Below are 21,657 nucleotides of genomic sequence, written 5' to 3'. Positions count from 1 at the left end.
CAGCATAGAATCATTCAGCAAAAACGGACGGTTTTTACCGGATGCAGAGTTTTATCCTTCTCGTATGGCTGCTGGTTTGCGCCGCTCAGGACGCCCGGCAGCGGCGCATCACCAATCTCTTGACCGTCGGTGTCGGTGCCTTGGCGCTGGTGTTTTTATTGGCCACCGGCAGCACCTGGCTGGGTGCTCAGGCCGGGCAGGGCGGCTGGGCGGTTTTGTTGGCGTTGGCGTTCACCCTACCGGGTTATTTGATGGGCCGCATGGGCGCCGGTGATGTGAAACTAATGACAGCTCTGGGCCTTGCGACGGACGGTATTTTCGTTCTTTGGACATTTGTCGGCGCCGGTATCGCCAGCGTGCTCTGGCTGCTGCTCGCGCCAAGAGTCTGGCTGCATATGAGTCAAGGGCTTAGAGATCGTCTTCGATATTTGGGCCCGGGATCGTCAAAAAAGCTGCCATTTGCGCCGTTTGTGCTGCTCGGCACGGGGCTGGCTTTCTATTGGATCCACTAGTCGCCGGGCGCCACTAGTTCTATGTACATAGTCGGAAAGTACGTCTACTTTCAAAGGAGCTGGTTATACAGCCGAGAGCTGTCAGTACAGGAATGGTCAGCTTTGGCCTAGGGCATGGAGTGGCACGTGAACAAGCTTACGTCTGCGGTAAAAGTCCTCGTGGTTGATGATCAACCCTTGATTGTCGAGGAGTTGTGCGAGTTTCTCGAGTCCAGCGGTTATCGCTGCGTCCCCTGCGTTTCCAGCCAAGAGGCGATCGAGCGTTTTACTGAAGACGCGCAGATTGGTCTGGTGTTGTGCGACCTGCACATGCCGGGGATGGATGGCATTGAACTGGTGCAGGCGTTGCAACGCCTGGCCGGCAAGCAGCGGGCGTTCGAGGCGATCATGTTGACCGGGCGCGCGGACAAGCAGGACGTGATCAAGGCGTTGCGCGCGGGGATTGCTGATTATTATCAGAAGCCGATTGATCTGGCGGAGTTGCTGGAGGGTTTGCAGCGTCAGGAGTTGGCGTTGCAGGAGCGGCACAAGAATGTGCAGCTTGGGCATTTGAATCAGAAGTTGCAGTTTTTGTCTGAGTCGATTGATGACCTTTATCAGGATCTGGATAAGGTTCGGCGTAGTCCTGCGACGGTGGTGCGGGATAGGTTGGGTGGGGAGGTTGAGGCGGCGGAGATGCCGGAGATTTTCAATCAGTTGTCGCCACGGCAGTTGGATGTGGCGCGGTTGGTGGGGAAGGGGCAGACGAATTATCAGATTGCTTGTGAGTTGGGGATTACCGAGAACACGGTGAAGCTTTATGTTTCGCAGGTTTTAAGGTTGACGCATATGCATAATCGGACGCAGTTGGCGTTGGCGCTTTCGCCTGGGCGGGGGCGGGTTACGGCGCATTGATTTGGGTACATATCCGGTATTTGTGTGATGGCGGATTAGGGTTCCGCCCTTACGGCGGGTCACTTTGGCAAACGCCCCAAAGTAACCAAAGGTCTTTGCCCTGACGTCCGGCCCTCGCTAAGGCTCGGGTTCCTTCGCTCCGGGTTCATCCGGGGGCATCGCCTACGGTTTGCTTCGCTGCACCTCCTCTCGATGCTTTCCCCGTATGAATCCCTCCCGCTCAGCCTCCCGACGGGCTCTAAGATCAAAAGCTGCACCCGAGCTTGCGCTCATCGTGTTGAGTGGTGAAGAGCACTGCGTGGTCGGCTTTTGATTTGTGGTGTTATTGCCCCTCACCCCAGCCCTCTCCCGAGGGAGAGGGGGCCGATTTTTGTGCTTGTCAGAATGTGAGTTCAACTCGGTATCCCACGTCGGCGTAACTCGCCCAAACACCCAGGTCAGTCCCCTCTCCCTCTGGGAGAGGGCTAGGGTGAGGGGCTTTTGATCCAAGCTTTAAAACTCAAGTTCGGCTCGGTATTTCACGTCGGCGTAACTCGCCCAAACACCCCGGTCAGTCCCCTCTCCCTCCGGGAGAGGGCTAGGGTGAGGGTTTGCTTTTGGTTGTTTAAAAGTGTGTGAAATTTGTCGAACGTTCCCACAGGGTTTTCAGGTTGTCCGTCGGACGCGCGCGCTCTAGTCTCTGCCTGTCGCTGCCAATTCAGCGACCAGGTGTGGAAACCTGTATCAAGTAGATGCATTGCATCGCTACCGTAATCATTGTCGGCGTCTTCTTTCGTCTGCAAACTGTGTCGCGGCGGCTGTGCGTGGGCAGACTTTGGTCTGGCCGGTTGCCTACTTATCGGTTTTCCACCCTGCGTACAGCTGCCACCTTTTGTCGTGTGGAAACGGCAAGAGTTGGCTCTCACTAGGAAGTAGGAGCTTTTCATGGACAAACTGATTCCCGATCCCCCGCACGACCTCACCACCCCACTCGCCGAAGCCATCCGCGCCGACGATCAAATCAAAAACCGCGAAGCCATCAAACGCGCTCTCGATTTCTACCTCAGCCCAGCACCCGAAAAACCCTACCAGCCCAGCACGATGTTTCTCGTCCACCCCAACATCGATACCGAAAGCCTGCTCGCCCACGCATGCGAATCACTGGCCTCGGCGAGTGCCATGGCGAGTAATTTTGCGAATGAGTTGAGTGGTTTGCAGAGGAGTACGGCGTTGGCGATTCAGCAGATTGTGATGCTTGCTGAATTGACGGTGAATCGTGCGCTGGATCGGGTTGATCCGCAGACGTAAGACCGTGTCATCGTTCTTCGCGAGCAGGCTCGCTCCCACAGTTGACCGGGTTCTTTCAGATGGAATGCGATCAAGTGTGGGAGCGGGCTTGCTCGCGAAAGCGGTCGGATGGTCACCCCGCTTCTAATTTTTGGTCTCAATCTTCCCACCCGCATCCGGGTCATACAGATCCGGGATTTCGTATTTGTATTTTTTGATCCAGCGCTGCATCGCCAATTCACGCTCAGTGGCGGTCGCCGGTTGTGGGTTTTTCGAGGCGGCCTGGTTGCGGCTTTGCAGGACGAGCCAGCCTTCGGTTTCCTGTTGTTGCGCCGAGGCGGGGCCGGCGTCGATGGCGTGGGCGCTGAGGGGCAGGCTGAGCAGGGTCAGGTAGCACAGGCCTTTGACGGGGTTCATGGCTGTCTCCTTATTTGATCGAGGACGGCAGTGGGTCGGCGACGACCGCGACCTGGTTGCTGGCCGCGGGTTTGGCTTTGACCGGGGCTTTGAGTTTTTCTGCGCGTTCCTGGGCTTCGGTGAATTGATCCGGGGTCAGTTTGGCGCGGCTGACGATTTCGGCGGCTTGCGGCCAGTTGTTCTGGTAGAGCAGTAAGGTGACCAGGTTCTGCGCCGCCAGTTGGTTGTTTTGCTTGAGTTCGAGGGCGGTGAGGAATTCGAAGCTGGCGTCGTTCAGGCGCAGTTGGTTGAGGTAGACCACGCCCAGGTCGTTGCGGATTTTTTCGTCGGTGGGCGCCAGGCGCACGGCGCGTTGCAGGTGCGCCTGGGCCTGGCCGTTGTCGCCGCGCGCGGCATAGAGTTGGCCGAGGCCGTGTTCGGCTTCGGCGGTCAGGCAGCCGCCGACCAGGCTGCGGTAAAGCGGTTCGGCTTCGCTGCGGCCGAGCAGGCGATAGACCTTGGCTTTGCGCAGACGCACTTCGCTGAGGTTGTCCGGCAGGCTTTCGAGGTTGGCGAGGCTGGCGTGCAGTTTGCCATCGTTGGCCAGGTCGTCCGCCAGGTTCAGCGCCAGTTCCTGTTCCGAGGACAGTTTGCTGCAACTGGACGGCGACAGCAGCGACGTCCACGGCGCCTGGCCGTTGGTGGCGCAACCGCCGAGCAGCAGCAGACTGGCGATGACTATCAGTACTTTCATCAAACACGCTCCATGAGTCGGATTCAGGATGCAAACGCCCGGGTAATCGCAGTGAAGCCGGGGCCGGCGAGGACGATCAGCAGCGCCGGGAACAGAAACAACATCATCACCACCGACATTTTTGCCGACATCTTCGAGATGTATTCCTGCAAGCGTGTCAGGCGCCGGTCATCCAGCAGTTGTTTGAGCGCCAGCAGCGATTTCATCGCGCCGCCGCCCTGTTGGATCAGTTGTTGAAGGATCACGCAGGTGTCGGTGAATTCGTCGACGGCGAGCATCACCGCGGCTTTGTTCAGCTCCTGACCGAGCTCCAGACCGGAGTCGACACGGACGAGGATCAGGCGCAGTTCGCTGGTCAGTTCCGGCAGCAGTTTTTGCCCCTCGATGCTCAGCACGCGCAGTGCCTGCTCCACGGCCATGCCGGATTCGAAGAGGATGCGCAGCAGCGGAATGAACGTGGAAATTTCCACCGAGATGATTTTCTGCCGACGCCCGGCCGCGTAGGCAAGCAGGCGTTTGGGCAGCAGGTAACCGGCGCCGGCGGCGAGCATCGGCATGATCCAGCGGTTGTCGGCGTGGGGGAAAAAAACTTCCTGTAAAAAAATCGCCAGCCCTAAGGTCAGCAACGGCGTACCGATCTGGCAGGCGGCGAACAGCGCGCGCTCGTTGGCGCGGCGCCAGCCAATGCGGCTGAGCAGGGTTTGGGTTTCGCTGTCGATGCTCACCGAACGCCGACCAAATCGAGTGTTGCCGAACGCGCGCAACCAAGTGCCGAAGCGGTTTTCGCGCACCAGATGCCCCTGCAACCGCTGGTTGACCTGGCGCACGCGACGGCGCTCGGTGAGCAAGTGGTTGGCCACCAGCAGCAGCGCACCGAGCAATAACATCAGGGCGGCGAGATAGAGCATTTCAAACACTCCGCAACATGCGCCACAGCGCCAGGCATCCGAACACTTGCAACAGCGCTGCGATGATCAACATGGTGTGGCCGCCCGAGTCGTGCCACATGCCGAGCATGTAACCCGGATTGGTCAGCATGAAATAGCTGACGAGGATGATCGGCAGCGAGCCAAGCACCCACGCAGTCATCCGCGTTTCGCCGGTGAGGGCGCGCAATTGACGGGCGCCCTGATCGCGTTCGCGGATCAGTTTGATCAGGTTCTCCAGCAGTTCGCTGGCGTTGCCGCCGTAGCGGTGATTGACCTTGAGGCCGAGGGCGAACATGCGCAGTTCGTCCTGCTCGTACAGCTCGGCAAAGTCGCTGACCGCGTCGGGCAGATTGACCCCCAGTTGCACGTTGCGCTGCACCCGGCCCATGGCTTTTTTCAGCGGATCGTCACTGGCCTCGATGCCGCCCATGACCGCGTCGCTCAAGGTGCGCCCGGACTTTAAACTGCGCACGGTGTGATCGAGTAACTGCGGCAGCTGCTCGATCATGCGCTTGATTCGGCGCCGATAAAGGAAGGCGATGTACAGCCGCAAAATCAGTGGCGGAGCGACCAGCATCACCAGCAAACCAACCCAGTCGAACAGCAGATAACCGAGACCCATGGAGACCGCCAAAAGACTCATCCACAAACCAAAACGCTCGGTCGGACGGCCTAAACCTGCGCGCAAAAACATCCGCTCAAGGCCCACCCATTTCGGTTTTTCTTCGGCCAGTTGCGGTTGCCCGGCGGCCAGTCGGCCGAGGACTTTTTCGTTGGCGGTTTTGCGTATGCCGTGCAGAAACAAACGGATCGACAGCCCGAGCAAAACCAGACACAAGGTTATGAGAATGACCGGTCCCAGCATGCTCCGTGCTCCTTGCCGTCAGCCCAGATGAGTCTCGTGGCGCAACTTGTCGCCCGCCGGATTGACCGCTTCACGGAGGAAGCCGAAACCGGTGCGGCGGTCGAGGCGGAACAGGGTGTTGGTGACGTAGACGTCTTCGCGGATGCCGACCACTTCCACCACTTCGCTGACGCAGCGGCGCCCATCGGGCATGCGGGTCAACTGGATGATCACGTCGAGCGCCGCGCAGATCATCTGGCGCAAGGTGCGTTCGGCGATGGCGCGACCGGTCAGGCCGACCAGCGTCTCCAGACGCAGCAGCGCATCCTGCGCATTGTTGGCGTGCACGGTGCTCATCGAACCGTCGTGGCCGGTGTTCATCGCGGTCAACACATCGACCACTTCGACGCCGCGAATCTCGCCGAGGATGATGCGGTCGGGGCGCATCCGCAGGGCGTTGCGGATCAGGTCGCTGGCCTTCACTTCGCCGTGGCCCTCGGCATTCGGCGGACGGGTTTCCAGACGCACCACGTGCGGGTGGCCGAGCTGCAATTCGGCGACGTCTTCGATGGTCACCAGACGTTCGTGCGGGTTGATCAATTGGCTGAGGATGTTCAGCAGCGTGGTTTTACCGGTGCCGGTACCGCCGCTGATAAGAACGTTGCAGCGCTTGCCGACCGCGTCCTGGAGGAATTCGAAGATCTGCAGATCGATGGTTTGCATCGCCATCAGGTCGCTGCTTTTCAGCATGTCTTTACGGAATTTCCGAATCGACAGGCACGGGCCGTCGAGGGCAATCGGCGGAATGATCGCGTTGACCCGACTGCCATCCGGCAGGCGCGCATCGACCATTGGCGACGACTCATCAAGACGCCGACCGAGCGGCGCGAGAATCCGCTGCATCACCCGTTCAACGTGATGCGCATCGATAAAACGCAGGTCACTTTGATGCAGCACGCCGTCGCGTTCGATGAACACCCGGTGCGGGCCGTTGACCAGAATTTCCGTCACCGTTGGATCGCGCAGCAGCACTTCCAATGGGCCGAACCCGGTGAGCTCGTCGACGATTTCTTCGCCCAGCCGCTCCATCTCATAACGCGAGATCGCCAGGTGCAAACGGGCGATGTATTCAGCGACTTTGTCGGTGACGAATTGCGCGAGTTGCTGGCGCGAACCCTCCAGCAGGTTTTTCCCCGACTCTTCGATGGCATCGATGATGTAGCGGTGCAGCACCAGTTTCAGGCCTTCGTGATCGGTGTTGCCCACCGCCCCGCGTTGCGGCGAGCCGAAGAGTTTTTCGCTGCTCATGTGTTGCCTCGCAGACGCCCGAACCAGGTGACTTTCGGTTTCGCCAGCCCTTCGGAGCGTTTCGCCAGACGTTCGCCGAGGGCGCGCAGGCTTTGCGTGAGTTTTTCTCGCGGCGCCAGTTCGAACAGGCTGACACCCTGATTTTTCGCGTTGAGACGCACTTCGGCGTTGGCCGCCAGAACCGCGATAACTTCCAGGTTGTAGGTCTTGCCGAGGGTTTCCGCATCCGGCGCGACGTTGCTTAAATAGCGGTCGATCAGCAGTCGGCCGTGGTCGAGTTTCATGCCTTTCTCGCGCCAGTTATTGAGCACGGCGAGGTTGCGTCGGCAGTTGAGCACGTTCTGATCGGTGTACCAGAGCAGCTTGTCGCAGTGGCTGACGAAAGTGCGCAAGGCCTCGCTGTCGGCTTGCCCGGTGAGGTTGACGACGATGTGCTGGAAGTGCTGACGCAGGGCGCTGAGCAGCATGAACAATTCGGCGGCGCTGGTGGTTTCCAGCGGCTCGTCACTGCTGGCGTAAGCGAGGATGCGCAGCCCGGCTTCGGCGCTGGTGAAGGCGCTGTCGATCAGCGTGGCGTCGAGGCGTCTTAGATGGCGCAGAGCGTCGCCGAAGTGGAACGAGCTCTCTAAGCCCAGCAACGCGAGGCTGTCACCGCGCGGCAAACCGAGATCGAGCAACAAAGTTTGTTGTCCGCTCTTCTGCACGACCATCGCCATATGATTGGCCAGCAGTGCGCCGTCGGAGCTGCTCTGCACGCCATACATCACGGTCAGGCCACCCAGTTGCGTGTTTGGTGCCACCGGCGGCAGACGTTTGCTCAGGCGCCGCACCAATCCTGCGACTTCGCTGGAGCGCGAACCGTAGGCGACGAAATCCCGCGCGCCGGCGCGCATTGCATTGAGCACCAGCTGATTGTCCATGCCGTCGCCGAGGGCGACGATCGCCAGCATCGGTTTGGCTTCCAGCGCACCTTCGATCAGCGCGCTCTGCGCCACGACGTGTTCGCGATCGAGGCCGACGAACACCAGATTGGCGAAGGTGACATCGACCAGTGCGAGCAATTCATCGAGGCTGCCACCACCGGCGCTGACTACTTGGCCGAGCGGCGCGAGGGCGCTTTGCAGCCATTCCAGATCGGTGCTGTTGCGGGTGATGGCGAGGAACGTCTGGCTCAGGCTCTGGCTCATTGGGACAACCCGCTGCGCTTGTCGAAGTTGCCGTTTTCGAGGAAGAACATGCGATAGAAATTCGGGTCGTAGTTGCGCAGTTTTTCCCCCGGCAACGACGGCAGTTGCGCGTCGGCGGCCAGCGGCTGCACCAAGTGCGGGGTGACGATCATCAGCAGTTCGCGCTCTTCGCGTTTGATCTGCGAATCACGGAAAAATGCGCCCAGCACCGGGATGTCGCCCAGGCCCGGAAACTTGTTCACCTGCGAAGTGTTGGTGGTGCTGATCAAACCGCTGATGACGAAACTTTCGCCGTCGGCCAGCGACACACTGGTGTCTGTGCGGCGCACGGTCAGCGCGGGCACTGGCGTGCCGCCGATGTTGATGGCGTTGGCGTAATCCAGTTCGCTGACTTCTGGTGCGACTTTGAGGGTGACGCGATTACGGTCGATCACGGTCGGCGTCAGCGTCAGACGAATACCGAATTCCTTGTATTCGATGGTCACTGTGTCGCTGCCGGAGCTGGGCACCGGAATCGGGATTTCGCCGCCAGCAAGGAAGCTTGCGCTTTGCCCGCTCAGCGCTACCAGACTTGGCCGCGCGAGGGTGTAAGCGAAGCCGCTGCCTTCCAGCGCATTGATGATCGCCATGGTCTTGCCGCCGATCCATGAGAAGTTGAACAGACCGTTGTTCACCGGCAAGCGTGGCTGCGGCACACCATCAATATTCGGCAATGTGCCGGGCGAGCCGAACAGGAAGTTGCCGCGCACACCGATCAACGAGGCGGTGGCTTCCTTGAGTTTGGTGCGGCTGACTTCGACGAAACGAATGTCGGTCTGCACTTGCGACGGCAGGCTCGGATCTTCTGACGGCGGCAGGCTGGCACCGGTGAGTGCAGCGGTGGCGGCGCCTTGCACGAACACCATGCTCTGGCGCGGTTCGCTGGAGCACGACGTCCAGACCATCAGGCTGGTGGCGCCGGGCGCGACGCCGGTGAGCAGAAAAGACGAGCTGCCGTTGGCGTGCACGTCAGCGATCTTCGGATCGCCAATCGCCAGCCGCGTGATCGCCACCGGTGATTGCACATCCTGTTGAAAGCCCTCGCCGATCTCGATCACCGGCGGCATGCGCCCGAGTGCCGAGCAATTACCGGTGGCCGCCCACACGGCGTCCATCGACAGGCCCATCAACAACATGGCCTGCAGCATTGGTTTTAAGGTCGGCCAGCAACGACTCGGCATGCACTTGGATCCTTGCGCAATCATGGGGTTTGTTGAGTGATCTGGTTGCCGCGAATGATCTCCACCGCCGGCCGTGCAACTGTACCGGAGCCACCGCTGGACGGCACTTTTGGCGCCGCGCCGAGGGCCAGTTGGGTGAACTGGAAGAGTTGGCTGTTGGCGTTGTCGATGTGGCCGGGTGCCTGACTTTCGCCAGCCCAGTATTTCGCCAGACGTTGTTCTTCGCTGCTGCGCACGGCCAGACGCAACGTGCCGACCTGGGTGGCGAGCATCATCCGGCTGAGCAGTTGTTCCGGTACCGCCAACACCACGGTGCGCGCGGCGATGCGACGTTGATCCTGTTTGATTTTTTCGTCGGCAGACAGGGTCGGCGAGGCGGGTTGGCCGTCGTTGGTCAGGCCGTATTGATCACCGACGCCAAGCACGCGCATGGCCGGTAAAACAATCTGCGCCGACTGCTGCAAGTTGCTGCCGTCCTGGCGCAGGTAGAGGAGGACATCGACGTAGTCACCGGGAAGCAATTGCCCGGCAGCACTGATCACTTCATCGACGGCCACGGTCAGCGCGCGTTCATCGCTGTGGATCATGCGTGCCAGTGAGCCACCGGCGGAGAAGCTTTCATCATTCAGCCAAGTGCCGGCGCTGAGGTGCCGCCACGGTGTGCGGCCGACCGCTTGATCGACGCTGCTTAAGCTGCCGGCCGGGGCGCTGCGCAGTTTTTCCACGGTGACGTCGGCGGCGGTCAGCGGCGTGAATGGCGGCACGTCGTGGAGCAAAACCACCACCGGTTGGCGGGTCTGGTCTTCGGCGATCGCGACAGTTTTTTCAACGGTGACGTTCGGCGCGGCAGGCGCCTCGGCAACAGGTGCCGGTTGACGGCTGAGCACCAGCCCCCAATACCCGACAAAAACGGCGCCGAGCAACAACACTGCTGCAAGGCCCATGGTGACGCGACTGTTCATGACGGCTCTCCCTTTCCTGCTGCACGACCCACCGCATTTTTCAACGAGAGATTTCGCAATCCGGCAGCTATGAACATTCAACTATTTCGCTATTTCCACGCTAGCTGATCCAAGCCAAAACGCCATTAGTGACAGACAAATAACTGACTAAAGTAGGGGTGTTGGCCAATTAACAGCAGGAAACGGCCGATCACCAATGGACTAATCCTTTGTGATTAATCCGTTCTTACAGTTGTTGGGAGGGGGTTTGTTGACAATGCTCAAATGGCACGGTGGAACCTTGCCGCTGTAGCGTGACATCGGCGCCAAAGGCGCGAAGGAGTGGACGTATGTTTCGTATGACTCTCGACTATCTGCGGGCGCATGCCCGGACATTCTGCAAAAGCGACGAAGCGGCGTCGGCTATTGAATACGCGATTGTTGTGGCGATGGTCGCCGTGGTTGTCGTGGTATTTGTGACACCTGTCGGCGATAAGGTACTGGCGATTTTCAACGTCATTCTGACCAAGCTTGGCGGTACGGCGCAGACCAAGCCCGGTATCTGATCGAACTCACTCTTCCTTTTTCATGGCCTGTGCGCGCTGACGAATAGCGGGCTCAGGCTTTGACGAGGCTGTTGGATTTTCCGTGTCCGGCCAGCGGCTGGCGCGAAGGAGAATAGCCATGTTGCTTGAATATGTGATTGCTCGTGTGCGCTCGTTCCTGGGCAGCACCGAGGCGGCGTCGGCCATCGAGTACGCGATTGTGGTGGCGATGGTCGCTGTGGTGGTCGTGGTGTTCGTTACGCCGATCGGAGCGAAGGTCTATGCCATTTTCAGCAGTGTGCTGACGTCCTTGGGCGGAACCCCGCCAGCGGCGCCGGTGCAGACGCCCTGATCGCGATGATGGGCGAATGACGCGCTACACTCGGGTTCACTTTCGGCTTTTCAGGGATTGCCCATGACTGCTTCCTCGCTGCCGCGCCAACAGTTGCTTCTGGTTGACGATGAAGAGGATGCGTTGCTGGAGCTGGCTGAGTTGCTGGAGGGTGAGGGGTTTGTGTGTCATACGGCGACGTCGGTGAAGTTGGCGTTGCATCATTTGACGCGGCATCCGGATATTGCATTGGTGATTACCGATTTGCGTATGCCTGAGGAGTCGGGCATGTCGTTGATCAAGCGCTTGCGTGAGCATACGTCGCGGGCGCATTTGCCGGTGATTGTGATGTCGGGGCATGCGGATATGGAGGATGTCAGTGATTTGCTGCGGTTGCAGGTGGTGGATCTGTTTCGCAAGCCGATTTATCACGTGAGGTTGTTTGAGACTTTGGATAATTTGTTTCCCAAGCCTAGGGGGGTTGGGCGGGGGTGAGGTTTTTGGGGTATATCCGTTTTTTTTGTGATGGCGGGTATGGGTTCCGCCCTTACGGCGGGTCACTTTTGCAGACGCCCAAAAGTAACCAAAACGCTTTGCCCTGACGTTCGGCCCTCGCTAGGGCTCGGGTTCCTTCGCTGCGGGATTGATCCGGGGTTCATCGCCTCCGGTTTGCTTCGCTGCACCTCCTCTCGATGTGTTTGGCTGCGCCAAACGGTCGCTGCGCTCCCACCCCGGATCAATCCCTCCACTCAGCCTGCCGACGGGCTCTAAGATCAAAAGCTGCACCCGAGCTTGCGCTCATCGTGTTGAGTGGTGAGAAGCACGGCTCGTTCGGCTTTTGATCTTCGTAGGAGCTGAGCTTGCTCGCGAAGGCGGCCTGAGAGCCGACTAATCTTTACCTGAATATCCCCAACCTGTAGGAGCTGCCGAAGGCTGCGATCTTTTGATCTTGCTCTTAAAAACAACATCAAAAGATCGCAGCGTTCGGCAGCTCACAGGGGGGGGGCTCCATTCAGTAGGTGGGTATCGTAATTTTCTTTAGCGCACAAACGTGAACTACGACGAGCGGTAGTTAGACCTGTAATTTCTGACAGTAGGCAGTCGCCTGCGTTTGGTATTCACTGAGATCTGTTTTCGCCAGCTTTTCTGCAGGGAATTAGTCCTGGAAGGCTTGGTAAATTCTTTGAAAAGGAAATCAAGTGATGTCTGAGCAGAAGTTGTTATCCGACGCTGAGGCCGTTCTAAGAGAATTGGATGTAGTGTCCGTGCCCGTCAGTCAACAAGCCCGTAAGGCGCCTGTGGTTGAAAACCTGTTGCCAGCACTGCCGGGTGATAAGGCGACTAAATTACAAAGGAGTCGTCAGGGCAAGGATTGCAGGGTGATTGTGGAGGATCTGTGGCTACCTCCGGGGCTAGCACAGGGTGACGCATTTATGGTCTTGTTAAAAAACGGTTCCGAACTGGTTTCTCATTGGATGGACGTACCCATTCCGCCTCCAGTCAAATTTGAAATGACACTGGCGGGTGCTTTCACGGATACGATGGGATTATTTCGTTTGTCTTATATGGTTCACTATTTGGGTAATGCCCACAAATCTGATACTTCAGAGTTTGTAATTGACAGAGTTGCCCCCAATTACGGTAATCCTGGTATTGCGGCGGTTCCGCCATCTGAGATCATCAAGGGTGTTGTCACGCGCAAAATTCTGGATGCTCTTGGGGATATCACTATGATCATTCCCACCCCTGCAGATGTTAAGCAGGGCGATGTCTGCATGGGTTATTACGGAAGCCGTAACTCCGGAATTTATGTCGACAGACATGTTGTAGATGATGATACCTCTGCACCGATTCAAATAAAGATTCCAAGGGCGTCAGTTGAAGACAACGGTGATGGGGCTTTTTTCTTTTATTACATATATGAAGACCGAGTCGGTAACGTCGGCCCATCCTCAAGGCTTTTCCAGTTCGAGATTCAACTGACACCTGTGTCGGTAGATACGGTTGACTGACGTCTGGAAAGAAAAACGCCGTCCGAAAGATGAGGATGGCGTTTTTTTTTGCTTCAAGACCGGTATTGTTTGCGAACAAAAACAGGCTCTACGAACCTGCGTCGCGAAAGCGCCCTCCCCAGCACCGCCCCCTACAACTGATAACTAAAACTGATGCTATATCGCGTCCGCCGGTTAAACGTATCGAGTGCTTCATCCGACATTGCCTTCGCCGCTTCCAGCGCGATGTTGTAGTACTTGGCATCGCCAAACCGTAATCCCAGCGCCGCCGAGGACAAGCTGTTCGCCTGCACCGGCAGTTGATTGAACCAGCTGCGCGAGCGATCCAGCACTACATACGGTTGCAGTATCCGCACCCAGCTTCCTTCGCGGTTGTAGCTGTAGTTGACCTCGTACGCCACGCCCCATCCCTTGTCGCCGGACGCTTGGTCATCGGGATAGCCGCGACCGAAATTCTGTCCGCCAAATACCGCGCGTTCGCTGTCGGGCACGCTGTCGTCGCTCCAGTACAGGGCGGCCGAGAGCACGCCTTGCCAGTTGTCGAAGAATTTATCGCTCTGCACCCCGGACAGTCGAGCGCGGAAGAAGTCGAGGTCGATGGCGGTGTTGTTGGTTTTTGCGCCCATGCTGTCGAGGCCTTGGTAGAGGCCGGCGCTGAGGATGCGCAGTTGTTTGGCATCGGCTTTGCGCCAGTCGCCTTCGAAGGCGAGGGCGCGGATGTCGGTGCGTTCTTCGACGCTCAGCGGGTAGCCGACGACGTTGTAGCGGGTTTTGTCGTTGACGGCGTAGAGGCGCGAGCCGGCTGTTAGCAGTTCGTTGGAGGCGGCGATCAGGGGAACGGTGAAGCCGATCGAGTAGCGATCGTTTTCGCGGTGCGGTTTGAGTTCCAGGCCGTTGTCCAGTCGCAGGTTGGTGCCGGGGTCGGCGCGGTAGCGTGAGGCGGACAGGGCCAGTTGTGTGCCCTCGGATCCGAGGAATTGGCTGTAGTCGGCGCGGTAGTAATGTTCGTCATCGTCACCTGGCGGGAACAGGCCGCTGAGGGTCAGTTGTTCGCCCATCGAAGTCTGTGAATTGCTGCTGACACCGAGCAATGCTTGAGTGCCGTTGCGGTTGTCTTCGGTGGTGCTCAGTGTGCTGGTGAACGGCTTGCGGCTGGCCTGGGCGATCAGGGTGGTGGCGCCGTCGGTGGTGCCCGGTGGTGGCACTTGCGCCTGGATGGTGACGCCGGGGATGCGTGTCATCAGCGTGGTGTAGCGTTCGAAAGTCTTGCGGGTCAGCGGGCGTTCGGCCTGGATTTTGGTGATGAATTTATCCAGCAGACCTCTGACGCGGCCGACGTCGCCTTCGACTTGTACGTCGCGTACGTAACCTTCCACCAACACCACCCGCGCCACGCCGTCGTCGAATTTCTGTTGCGGCAGGAACGCGTAGGACAACAGGTAGCCGTCCTGTTGATAACGGCGGGTGATGTTGCGCGTGGCTTCGATCAGGTCGGCGAGGCTGGTTTCGCGGCCGATCAGGGGCTTGTAGTTTTCTGCCAGTTCAGTGAGCGGGTAGATCGTGCCGCCTTCGATCTGCACGGTTTTCAGGTTGATCTTGGTGCTCATCATCAACGGCTGCGCGGCGGCAGCGCCGGGATCCGGGACTTGCACGGGCGCGGCGTTCGGGCGATAGGCATCGGCCGGCAGGTTGGGCACGGGCAGGTTGCGGATGGTTTCGTTGGAGTTGAGAAAGGTCGGCAGGGTGTCGGCGAGGGCAGTGGAACTGAGGCTGAGGAACAGCAAAGACGCCATTACGCGCATAGGACACTCCGTGGTCATCACAGCACCGGGCTGATTTTTCCTAAGAAAAAAGCGGAAGACTCGTAGGAATCTTCCGCCCTCAACCAAGCGTAGGCGCTGTAGGTGAGGCCGTCGAATCGGCCAGGTGCAATTTAGCGTTTGTTGCCGCCCAGGGCGCCGGTCAGACCACCGAGTACGCCGCCCAGACCACCACCGGTGGCGGTGCCGCCAGCGCCGGACGCGGTGCTGGTGACTGTGTTGAGTACGCCGCCGACAGTGCCGCCGACAGTGTTGACCGTATTGCCGACGGTGGCGCCGACGTTACTGACCAGTGAAGTGACCGGGTTTGTCGCGCCAGTACCTCCGCCCGCCGTGCCGGCGTTGACCAGGCCTCCGACAGCGCCGACGGTGGTGCCCACGCTGGCGACGGTGCCACCGACGGCGCTGAGAACCGGGTTGCTTGTGGCACCGGCGATGCCGCCACCCAGATTGCTGACTGCGCCGCCCACCTGTGCGGTGAGGCTGGAGACCGGGCTGCCAAGGCCGGTCGCTGCGCCGACATTTTGCGTCAGGCTGGTGACGGCTGCCGTGACCGGAGCAATGCCTGTACTGACGGTGTTAGTGATGGTTGCCAGGGTTGCGGTCGGTGCGGTGATCGGTGTGCCCGAACCGCCCAGAGCCGTGTTGAGCGAGGCGACGGTGTTGCCGACCGAGACGACGGTGCCGCCCGGAGCTGCCAGTGCGCTGTTGCCAGTGCTCAAGCCGCTGCCAACATTGGCCACCGCGCCGCCGACGGTTTGCAGCAGGCCGGTGCCGCCCAGCGCGCCGCCGATGCCGCCAAGTCCGCCACCGATGCCGCCGGAATCGCCACCACCGGTGCCGCTTGATACCAGGCCACCGGCCTTGCCAACAGCGCTGCCGACATTGCTCAGCGCGCCGCCGACGGTGTTAGTGACGGGGTTGCCATTACCGGTGGCAGTCACTTTGCTGCCGAGGCTGGTTACAGTTGCGCCGAGTTGCTGGGTCAGGCCATTGAGTGGCGAGCCGAGGCCGGTTGCGCCGCCGACTTTGGTGGTGATGCTTTCAGTCATGGCAATCACCGGTACCAGTTTGTCTCCGACGCCTTTGGTCAGCGAGCCAAGCGGGCCGGTGGTGGTAGCGGCACTGAGGGTGTCGCCAATCATGGTCACTTTGTCACCAACGCCACCGAGAATCGGTGCGACTTTGGTCACCACGCCACCGACGACTGGAACGCTGCTGGTGGCGGTCACCAATTTGCCGTCAAGATCCTTAACACCATTGCCGACATCTGAAACTACTCCACCGACCGATGCGGCGGTAACGCCCAGACCATTGTCAGTGGTGCCCAGTTTGCCGATGCCGTTGGCCACACCATCGCCGAGCGTGCTGACCACATTGCCGGTGGTGTTGACTGCGCTTTGAACCACGCCGCCGACAACCGGCACTTTACTCAGCGAATCACCCACCTGGCCAACGCCATCGCCGACGCCGGAGACGGTTTTGCCGACATCCTGAATCAGGTTGGTGGTGACCAAAGGCGTAGTGGTCGGATTAGTCGGGTCAGTTGGATTGGTCGGGCCGGTAGGTCCGGTTGGACCCGTAGGCCCGGTTGGGCCAGTGGAACCGGTTTCGCCAGTAGAACCCGTTGGTCCGGTAGGGCCGGCGGGACCTGCAGGGCCGGTCGGACCCGCTGGGCCGGTGGTGCCTGTGCCGTTGGTTCCGCCAGTGCCAGCCGTACCGTCCGTGCCGTTGTTGCCGTTTGTACCGCCAGTTCCGCCAGTGCCGTTAGTACCACCTGTGCCGGCCGTGCCGTCAGTCCCGGTTCCACCGGTACCACCGCTGCCGGCCGTACCATCGGTGCCGCTGCCGGAACCACCCGCAGCCCCGTCAGTACCGGCGGAGCCACTGGCCGGCGCAGAACTGCCGGAGCTGCTGTGATGGCCGCCACCGCCGCTGCTGCAACCGGCGAGACCGAGAGAGAGAACCACTGCCAAAGCGATTGCAGATTTTGACCAGACTTGAGTTTTCATGATCGAGATTCCTTGCACCTGTCACAACGTTCGTTGCCTTCGATGACTCGCCGATTCATGTCGCCGGCAATGTCCTCGTCCGTTGCTGCAATCTCAGTCCAGGCGCGGGTTCCCGCCATTCTCAAGTTGGTATTAACGCCTTTATATAGAGGGCCGTTTGCAGCGCCTAAGGACTAATACCGAGGTGATAAACGCGCAAAAAAAAGCCTTGAAAATCAAGGCTTGGGTTTTTTCATTGGAAGGGAGGGGAGGCGGGAAAACTTAAGTGATATATACACAATTAACAGGTCGAACCTTCCTGTTTCCGGGATCAACACAATCCTCTGTGCCACCTCAACCCTGTGGTGAGGGGATTTATCCCCGACCGGCTGCGCAGCGGCCGCAAATCCATTCAATGCGGTGAATCAGGATGAACGTGTTTGCTGGGGTTGGGGCGGCTGCGCCACCCATCGGGGATAAATCCCCTCACCACAAAAGCTCATCATTACTTCAGTTCAGAGTCAGGCGATCGGTTGCCACAGCCCGACCATATGCTCCAACTCCCCATTGCCCACTAACCGCAACTCACCACTCGACCCCGCCGCACTCGCCAGCAACGTCACCTCGCTCGGCAGTCGCACCGGTTTACGAAAGTGCACAGTGATTTCCAGATTGGCCTTGGGCAAATGATCGGCCAGCGCCGCCAATGTCCGTGCCTTGTTCCACAAGCCATGAGCAATGGCCGTAGGAAAGCCAAACAGCTTGGCACTCGCCGCGCTCAAGTGAATCGGGTTGTAGTCACCGGAAACCTTGGCGTACTGCCGGCCAATGTCCGCCGGCGCTTTCCACTGCGCCAATTCGCTTAATGCTTGCGCAGGCTCCCAATTCGGATCAACTGGTTCGCCCTCGAGCTTCACCCCGCGACAAAGCATCTGGCTTTCCGCCTCCCACAACGGCCCGAGTTGGTCGTCCAATGTAGTCAGCAGATCAAACGTTGCGCCCTTGGGGTGCGGCTGCAAGTTGTGCACACGCACGCTGACCTGCGCGCGACTGATCCCGCCCATTGGCCGCAACACGCGAATGCGATTGCTCAGATGAATCAGCCCCAGCAGCGGAAACGGAAACTCTTTTGCCGTGAGCAATTGCATCTGCAACGCGAACGCGAGGATATGTGGATAAGTCGGCGGCAACAGCCCGTCATCGGCAAAGCCGCAGACCTTTCGATAGTCCGCCAGGCGCTTGCCATCGACATCGACCCAACAGCGCAAACCGCTGTCGGGCAGGGTAGTGCCGGTGATTTTGCGTCGCGTCGCGGCCCGTGCGTAAAGCCCCGGCAGGCTCGGTTCGCGTTCCAGCGTGTGCCATTTGATGCTCATGCCTTAAGCCCCCAAAACACTTTGCCCACAAACCCGCAACGCCTGACCGGTAAACGCGCCGGTGCCCGGTTGCGCCAGCCATGCGACGGCTTCGGCGACGTCTTGTGGCAAGCCGCCCTGGCCCAGCGAACTCATGCGCCGCCCGGCTTCACGCAGACCAAACGGGATGTGCGCAGTCATCTGCGTTTCGATAAAACCGGGGGCGACCGCGTTGATGCTGATGCCACGCTCCAGCAACGTCGGCGCCCACGCTTGGGCCAGACCGATCAAACCGGCCTTGCTCGCGGCGTAGTTGGTTTGCCCACGGTTGCCGGCGATGCCGCTGATCGAGGCGAGCAGAATCACTCGCGCATCGTCGTGCAGCGTGCCGTTGTCGAGCAGCGCTTTGGTCAGCACTTGCGGCGCGTTGAGATTGACCGCGAGCACCGCGTCCCAGAATTCCGGGGTCATGTTGGCCAGGGTTTTATCGCGGGTGATGCCGGCGTTGTGCACCAGAATGTCGAGGCCGTCCGGCAGGTGTTCGGTCAACTGTGCGGCGGCGTCTTCGGCGCAGATATCGAGGGTGATCGCGCGGCCACCGAGGCGGGCGGCGAGGGCTTCGAGATCGGTTTTCGCTGGCGGCACGTCGAGCAGAATCACTTCGGCGCCATCGCGGGCGAGGGTCTCAGCGATCGATGCGCCGATACCGCGTGCCGCACCGGTGACCAGCGCTTTGCGACCGGCCAGCGGACGCGTCCAGTCAGTGACTTGTGTGGCGCACGCGGTTAGACGAATCACTTGTCCGGAGACAAATGCGCTTTTCGGCGAAAGGAAAAACCGCAGCGGGCCTTCCAGTTGATCCTCGGCGCCTTCGCCGACATAGATCAGCTGCAACGTGCCGCCGCTGCGCAGTTCTTTGGCCAGCGAACGCGAAAAACCTTCGAGCGCGCGTTGTGCACTGGAGGCGAACGGATCGCTGAGGGTTTCCGGGGCGCGGCCCAGAATCACCAAGTGCGCGCTGCTCTCAAGATTCTTCATCAGCGGCTGGAAGAATTCACGCAATTGCTTGAGCTGGTCGGTGTGCTGCAATTCGCTGGCGTCGAACACCACCGCTTTGAGTTTCGGGCCGTGGCCGGGAATCCATTCAGTGGCGGTCGCCGGTTGCTCGCCGTAGCGGTAAATGCTTTCGGTCAGACGGTTGGCAAATGTGCTGACGCGTTCGGCCAGCGGCCCGCCACCGATCAGCAGCGCACCTTCCACCGGCCGCAGGCGCCCAGCCTGCCAGCGCTCCAGTCGCACCGGCGACGGCAGGCCCAGCGCCCCGACCAGACGATGGCCGAAGGACGAGTTGGCGAAGTCGATATAGCGGTCAGACATGGAACGCTCTCCAAAAGTTGGGGTTCAAAGTGTGGACTACCGATGGCAATCAATCGTTCGATCCACGCAATAGGGCCTACGCTAGAACACTGAGGTTTAGCAGGTCTGGCAGATAAATGCGGAAACTGTGGGAGCGAGCTTGCTCGCGAAAGCGTCCGGTCAGCCCCTGCACATAGTGAATGTGCCGGACTCTTCGCGAGCAAGCTCGCTCCCACAGGAACAGCATCAAATTCGATAATGTGGAAAAGGAGTTATTCATGAGTCAGCTGCGCCGCGTCGCGATCATTGGCGGTAACCGTATCCCTTTCGCCCGTTCCAACGGGCCGTACGCCACGGCCAGCAATCAGGTGATGCTCACTGCCGCGCTCGAAGGCCTGATCGAACGCTACAACCTCCACGGTCTGCGCATCGGCGAAGTCGTGGCGGGCGCGGTACTTAAATTGTCACGGGATATGAACCTGACCCGCGAATGCGTGCTCGGCTCGCGTTTGTCGCCAGCCACTCCGGCCTACGATATCCAGCAAGCCTGCGGCACCGGTCTGGAAGCCGCATTGCTGGTCGCCAACAAAATCGCCCTCGGCCAGATCGATTGCGGCATCGCTGGCGGCGTCGACACCACGTCGGACGCGCCGATCAGCGTCAGCGAAGGCCTGCGCAAAATCCTTCTGCAAGCCAACCGCGCGAAAACCACCGGCGACAAACTGAAAACCTTTCTGCAACTGCGGCCCCAACACCTGATCCCGGAATTCCCGCGCAACGGCGAGCCTCGCACCGGCCTGTCGATGGGCCAGCACTGCGAATTGATGGCGCAGACCTGGAATATTCCGCGTGAAGAGCAGGATCAACTGGCCCTCGAAAGTCACCAAAAACTGGCGGCGTCCTATAGCGAAGGCTGGCACAACGATCTGATGACACCGTTCCTCGGCCTGACCCGCGACAACAATCTGCGCCCGGATCTGACCCTGGAAAAACTCGCCGCGCTGAAACCGGCGTTCGAGAAAAGCGCCAAAGGCACGCTGACGGCAGGCAACTCCACGCCACTCACCGATGGCGCCTCGGTGGTGCTGCTCGGCAGTGAAGAGTGGGCGAAGGAGCGCGGCTTGCCGATTCTTGCCTATCTGCGCGATGGTGAGGCGGCGGCGGTGGATTTCGTCAACGGTGCCGAGGGCCTGTTGATGGCGCCGGTGTACGCAGTGCCACGTTTGCTGGCGCGCAACGGGCTGAGCTTGCAGGATTTTGATTACTACGAAATTCACGAAGCGTTTGCGGCGCAGGTGTTGTGTACGCTCAAGGCTTGGGAGGATCCCGAATACTGCAAATCCCGGTTGGGGCTGGATGCGCCGTTGGGGTCGATTGATCGTAGTCGGCTGAATGTGAAGGGCAGTTCGCTGGCGGCGGGGCATCCGTTTGCGGCGACCGGTGGACGCATCGTCGCCAACCTGGCCAAACTGCTGGAGGCGGCGGGTAAGGGGCGCGGTCTGATTTCGATTTGTGCCGCTGGCGGGCAAGGTGTTACCGCGATCATCGAACGCTAGAAGAGCCCCTCACCCTAGCCCTCTCCCGGAGGGAGAGGGGACTGATTGGGGGATGCTTGCGAGGTACGCCGACCTGATAGTGCTGCACCGAATCCAAAAATCGACGCGGTCATTCAGTTCGCCGAATCCATATGTTTCAGTTTGCCCAATCCATAATCGACGCGGTATTCCAGGTCGATGTATAACGCCAGACAACTCGGTCGGCCCCCTCTCCCTCCGGGAGAGGGCTGGGGTGGGTAAACAGGCGACAACCACAAATGTCAGATTCTGTCGCAAATGCCCTCGCCAGCCGGTACCAACAAGTACCACGCTGTCAGCTATGATTCGCTGCGGTCTACGCAGGTTGGCCCTGATTAATCCGGCACAGTGTGTGCATCGACAACGTTCACAGGTCGGCAACCCCTCCCCGTACTGCGAGGATTGCCGTATAACGAGTGACA

General features: G+C 59.7%; 20 protein-coding genes. 8 read left to right on the top strand and 12 right to left on the bottom strand.

What is annotated here, in order from left to right:
* Positions 1-41 precede the first annotated feature (41 nt).
* The 3 genes from GVL50_RS13300 (at position 42) to GVL50_RS13290 (ending at position 2,693) form a co-directional block, all read left to right on the top strand.
* Positions 42-512 carry a prepilin peptidase gene (locus GVL50_RS13300; RefSeq protein ID WP_159813491.1) on the top strand — a complete coding sequence of 157 codons (471 nt, stop codon included), beginning with the start codon at positions 42-44 and terminating at the stop codon, positions 510-512.
* A gap of 126 nt (positions 513-638) precedes the next feature.
* Positions 639-1,406 carry a response regulator transcription factor gene (locus GVL50_RS13295; protein WP_159813489.1) on the top strand — a complete coding sequence of 256 codons (768 nt, stop codon included), beginning with the start codon at positions 639-641 and terminating at the stop codon, positions 1,404-1,406.
* A 924-nt stretch (positions 1,407-2,330) separates the two neighbouring features.
* Positions 2,331-2,693 carry a DUF6124 family protein gene (locus GVL50_RS13290; RefSeq protein WP_159813487.1) on the top strand — a complete coding sequence of 121 codons (363 nt, stop codon included), beginning with the start codon at positions 2,331-2,333 and terminating at the stop codon, positions 2,691-2,693.
* A 123-nt stretch (positions 2,694-2,816) separates the two neighbouring features.
* Here the strand turns inward: GVL50_RS13290 and GVL50_RS13285 are convergent, their stop codons facing one another.
* Genes GVL50_RS13285 through cpaB form a run of 8 tightly spaced genes read right to left on the bottom strand, consistent with a single transcriptional unit; the run spans position 2,817 to position 10,272 of the window.
* Positions 2,817-3,089, bottom strand: coding sequence for a DUF3613 domain-containing protein (locus GVL50_RS13285; protein ID WP_053116923.1), 273 nt, complete (start codon positions 3,087-3,089; stop codon positions 2,817-2,819).
* A gap of 10 nt (positions 3,090-3,099) precedes the next feature.
* On the bottom strand, positions 3,100-3,822 hold the full coding sequence (locus tag GVL50_RS13280) for a tetratricopeptide repeat protein (protein ID WP_053116924.1): 723 nt from the start codon (positions 3,820-3,822) through the stop codon (positions 3,100-3,102).
* A gap of 23 nt (positions 3,823-3,845) precedes the next feature.
* Entirely contained in the window at positions 3,846-4,730 is an 885-nt protein-coding gene (locus GVL50_RS13275; RefSeq protein WP_159813485.1) for a type II secretion system F family protein, read from the bottom strand.
* 1 nt (position 4,731) lies between these two features.
* Entirely contained in the window at positions 4,732-5,616 is an 885-nt protein-coding gene (locus GVL50_RS13270; protein WP_159813483.1) for a type II secretion system F family protein, read from the bottom strand.
* Between the two features lie 18 nt (positions 5,617-5,634).
* Positions 5,635-6,903, bottom strand: a complete 1,269-nt coding sequence (locus GVL50_RS13265) for a CpaF family protein (protein ID WP_159813481.1) — start codon at positions 6,901-6,903, stop codon at positions 5,635-5,637.
* Positions 6,900-8,090: a pilus assembly protein gene (locus tag GVL50_RS13260; protein WP_053116928.1), complete on the bottom strand. Its 1,191-nt coding sequence runs from the start codon at positions 8,088-8,090 to the stop codon at positions 6,900-6,902. Before GVL50_RS13260 ends, GVL50_RS13265 begins: the two co-directional genes overlap by 4 nt.
* Entirely contained in the window at positions 8,087-9,310 is a 1,224-nt protein-coding gene (locus GVL50_RS13255) for a type II and III secretion system protein family protein (protein WP_159813479.1), read from the bottom strand. Before GVL50_RS13255 ends, GVL50_RS13260 begins: the two co-directional genes overlap by 4 nt.
* 20 nt (positions 9,311-9,330) lie before the next feature.
* A complete protein-coding gene (cpaB, locus tag GVL50_RS13250) occupies positions 9,331-10,272 on the bottom strand; it encodes a Flp pilus assembly protein CpaB (RefSeq protein ID WP_159813477.1) in 942 nt (313 codons plus the stop codon).
* Positions 10,273-10,610: 338 nt separating this feature from the next.
* Between cpaB and GVL50_RS13245 the strand changes: the two genes are divergently transcribed.
* The 4 genes from GVL50_RS13245 (at position 10,611) to GVL50_RS13230 (ending at position 13,139) form a co-directional block, all read left to right on the top strand.
* Positions 10,611-10,817 (top strand): Flp family type IVb pilin, encoded by a 207-nt coding sequence (locus GVL50_RS13245; protein WP_053116954.1) that lies wholly within the window; start codon positions 10,611-10,613, stop codon positions 10,815-10,817.
* Positions 10,818-10,935: 118 nt separating this feature from the next.
* Positions 10,936-11,148: a Flp family type IVb pilin gene (locus GVL50_RS13240; protein ID WP_159813475.1), complete on the top strand. Its 213-nt coding sequence runs from the start codon at positions 10,936-10,938 to the stop codon at positions 11,146-11,148.
* A gap of 63 nt (positions 11,149-11,211) precedes the next feature.
* The gene (locus GVL50_RS13235) at positions 11,212-11,622 is read left to right on the top strand and encodes a response regulator (protein WP_053116932.1); all 411 of its coding nucleotides are present in this window, start codon (positions 11,212-11,214) and stop codon (positions 11,620-11,622) included.
* Between the two features lie 707 nt (positions 11,623-12,329).
* Complete coding sequence (locus GVL50_RS13230; RefSeq protein WP_159813473.1) at positions 12,330-13,139, top strand: hypothetical protein; 810 nt, start codon at positions 12,330-12,332, stop codon at positions 13,137-13,139.
* A 131-nt stretch (positions 13,140-13,270) separates the two neighbouring features.
* Here the strand turns inward: GVL50_RS13230 and GVL50_RS13225 are convergent, their stop codons facing one another.
* The 4 genes from GVL50_RS13225 to GVL50_RS13210 all read right to left on the bottom strand — a co-directional run bounded on the left by GVL50_RS13225 (position 13,271) and on the right by GVL50_RS13210 (position 19,682).
* On the bottom strand, positions 13,271-14,941 hold the full coding sequence (locus GVL50_RS13225) for a ShlB/FhaC/HecB family hemolysin secretion/activation protein (protein WP_159813471.1): 1,671 nt from the start codon (positions 14,939-14,941) through the stop codon (positions 13,271-13,273).
* Positions 14,942-15,072: 131 nt separating this feature from the next.
* On the bottom strand, positions 15,073-16,971 hold the full coding sequence (locus tag GVL50_RS13220; RefSeq protein WP_159813469.1) for a collagen-like triple helix repeat-containing protein: 1,899 nt from the start codon (positions 16,969-16,971) through the stop codon (positions 15,073-15,075).
* Between the two features lie 500 nt (positions 16,972-17,471).
* Positions 17,472-18,326: a MaoC/PaaZ C-terminal domain-containing protein gene (locus tag GVL50_RS13215; protein WP_159813467.1), complete on the bottom strand. Its 855-nt coding sequence runs from the start codon at positions 18,324-18,326 to the stop codon at positions 17,472-17,474.
* A gap of 3 nt (positions 18,327-18,329) precedes the next feature.
* Entirely contained in the window at positions 18,330-19,682 is a 1,353-nt protein-coding gene (locus GVL50_RS13210) for a 3-oxoacyl-ACP reductase (RefSeq protein ID WP_159813465.1), read from the bottom strand.
* Between the two features lie 257 nt (positions 19,683-19,939).
* On the opposite strand from GVL50_RS13210, the gene GVL50_RS13205 reads away from it, so the two are divergent.
* Positions 19,940-21,217, top strand: a complete 1,278-nt coding sequence (locus GVL50_RS13205; protein WP_159813463.1) for an acetyl-CoA C-acetyltransferase — start codon at positions 19,940-19,942, stop codon at positions 21,215-21,217.
* Positions 21,218-21,657 lie beyond the last annotated feature (440 nt).

The sequence above is a fragment of the Pseudomonas sp. 18058 genome, from assembly GCF_902706155.1.
GTDB lineage: Bacteria > Pseudomonadota > Gammaproteobacteria > Pseudomonadales > Pseudomonadaceae > Aquipseudomonas > Aquipseudomonas rustica.
This window is presented reverse-complemented; position numbering and strand designations above follow the sequence as displayed.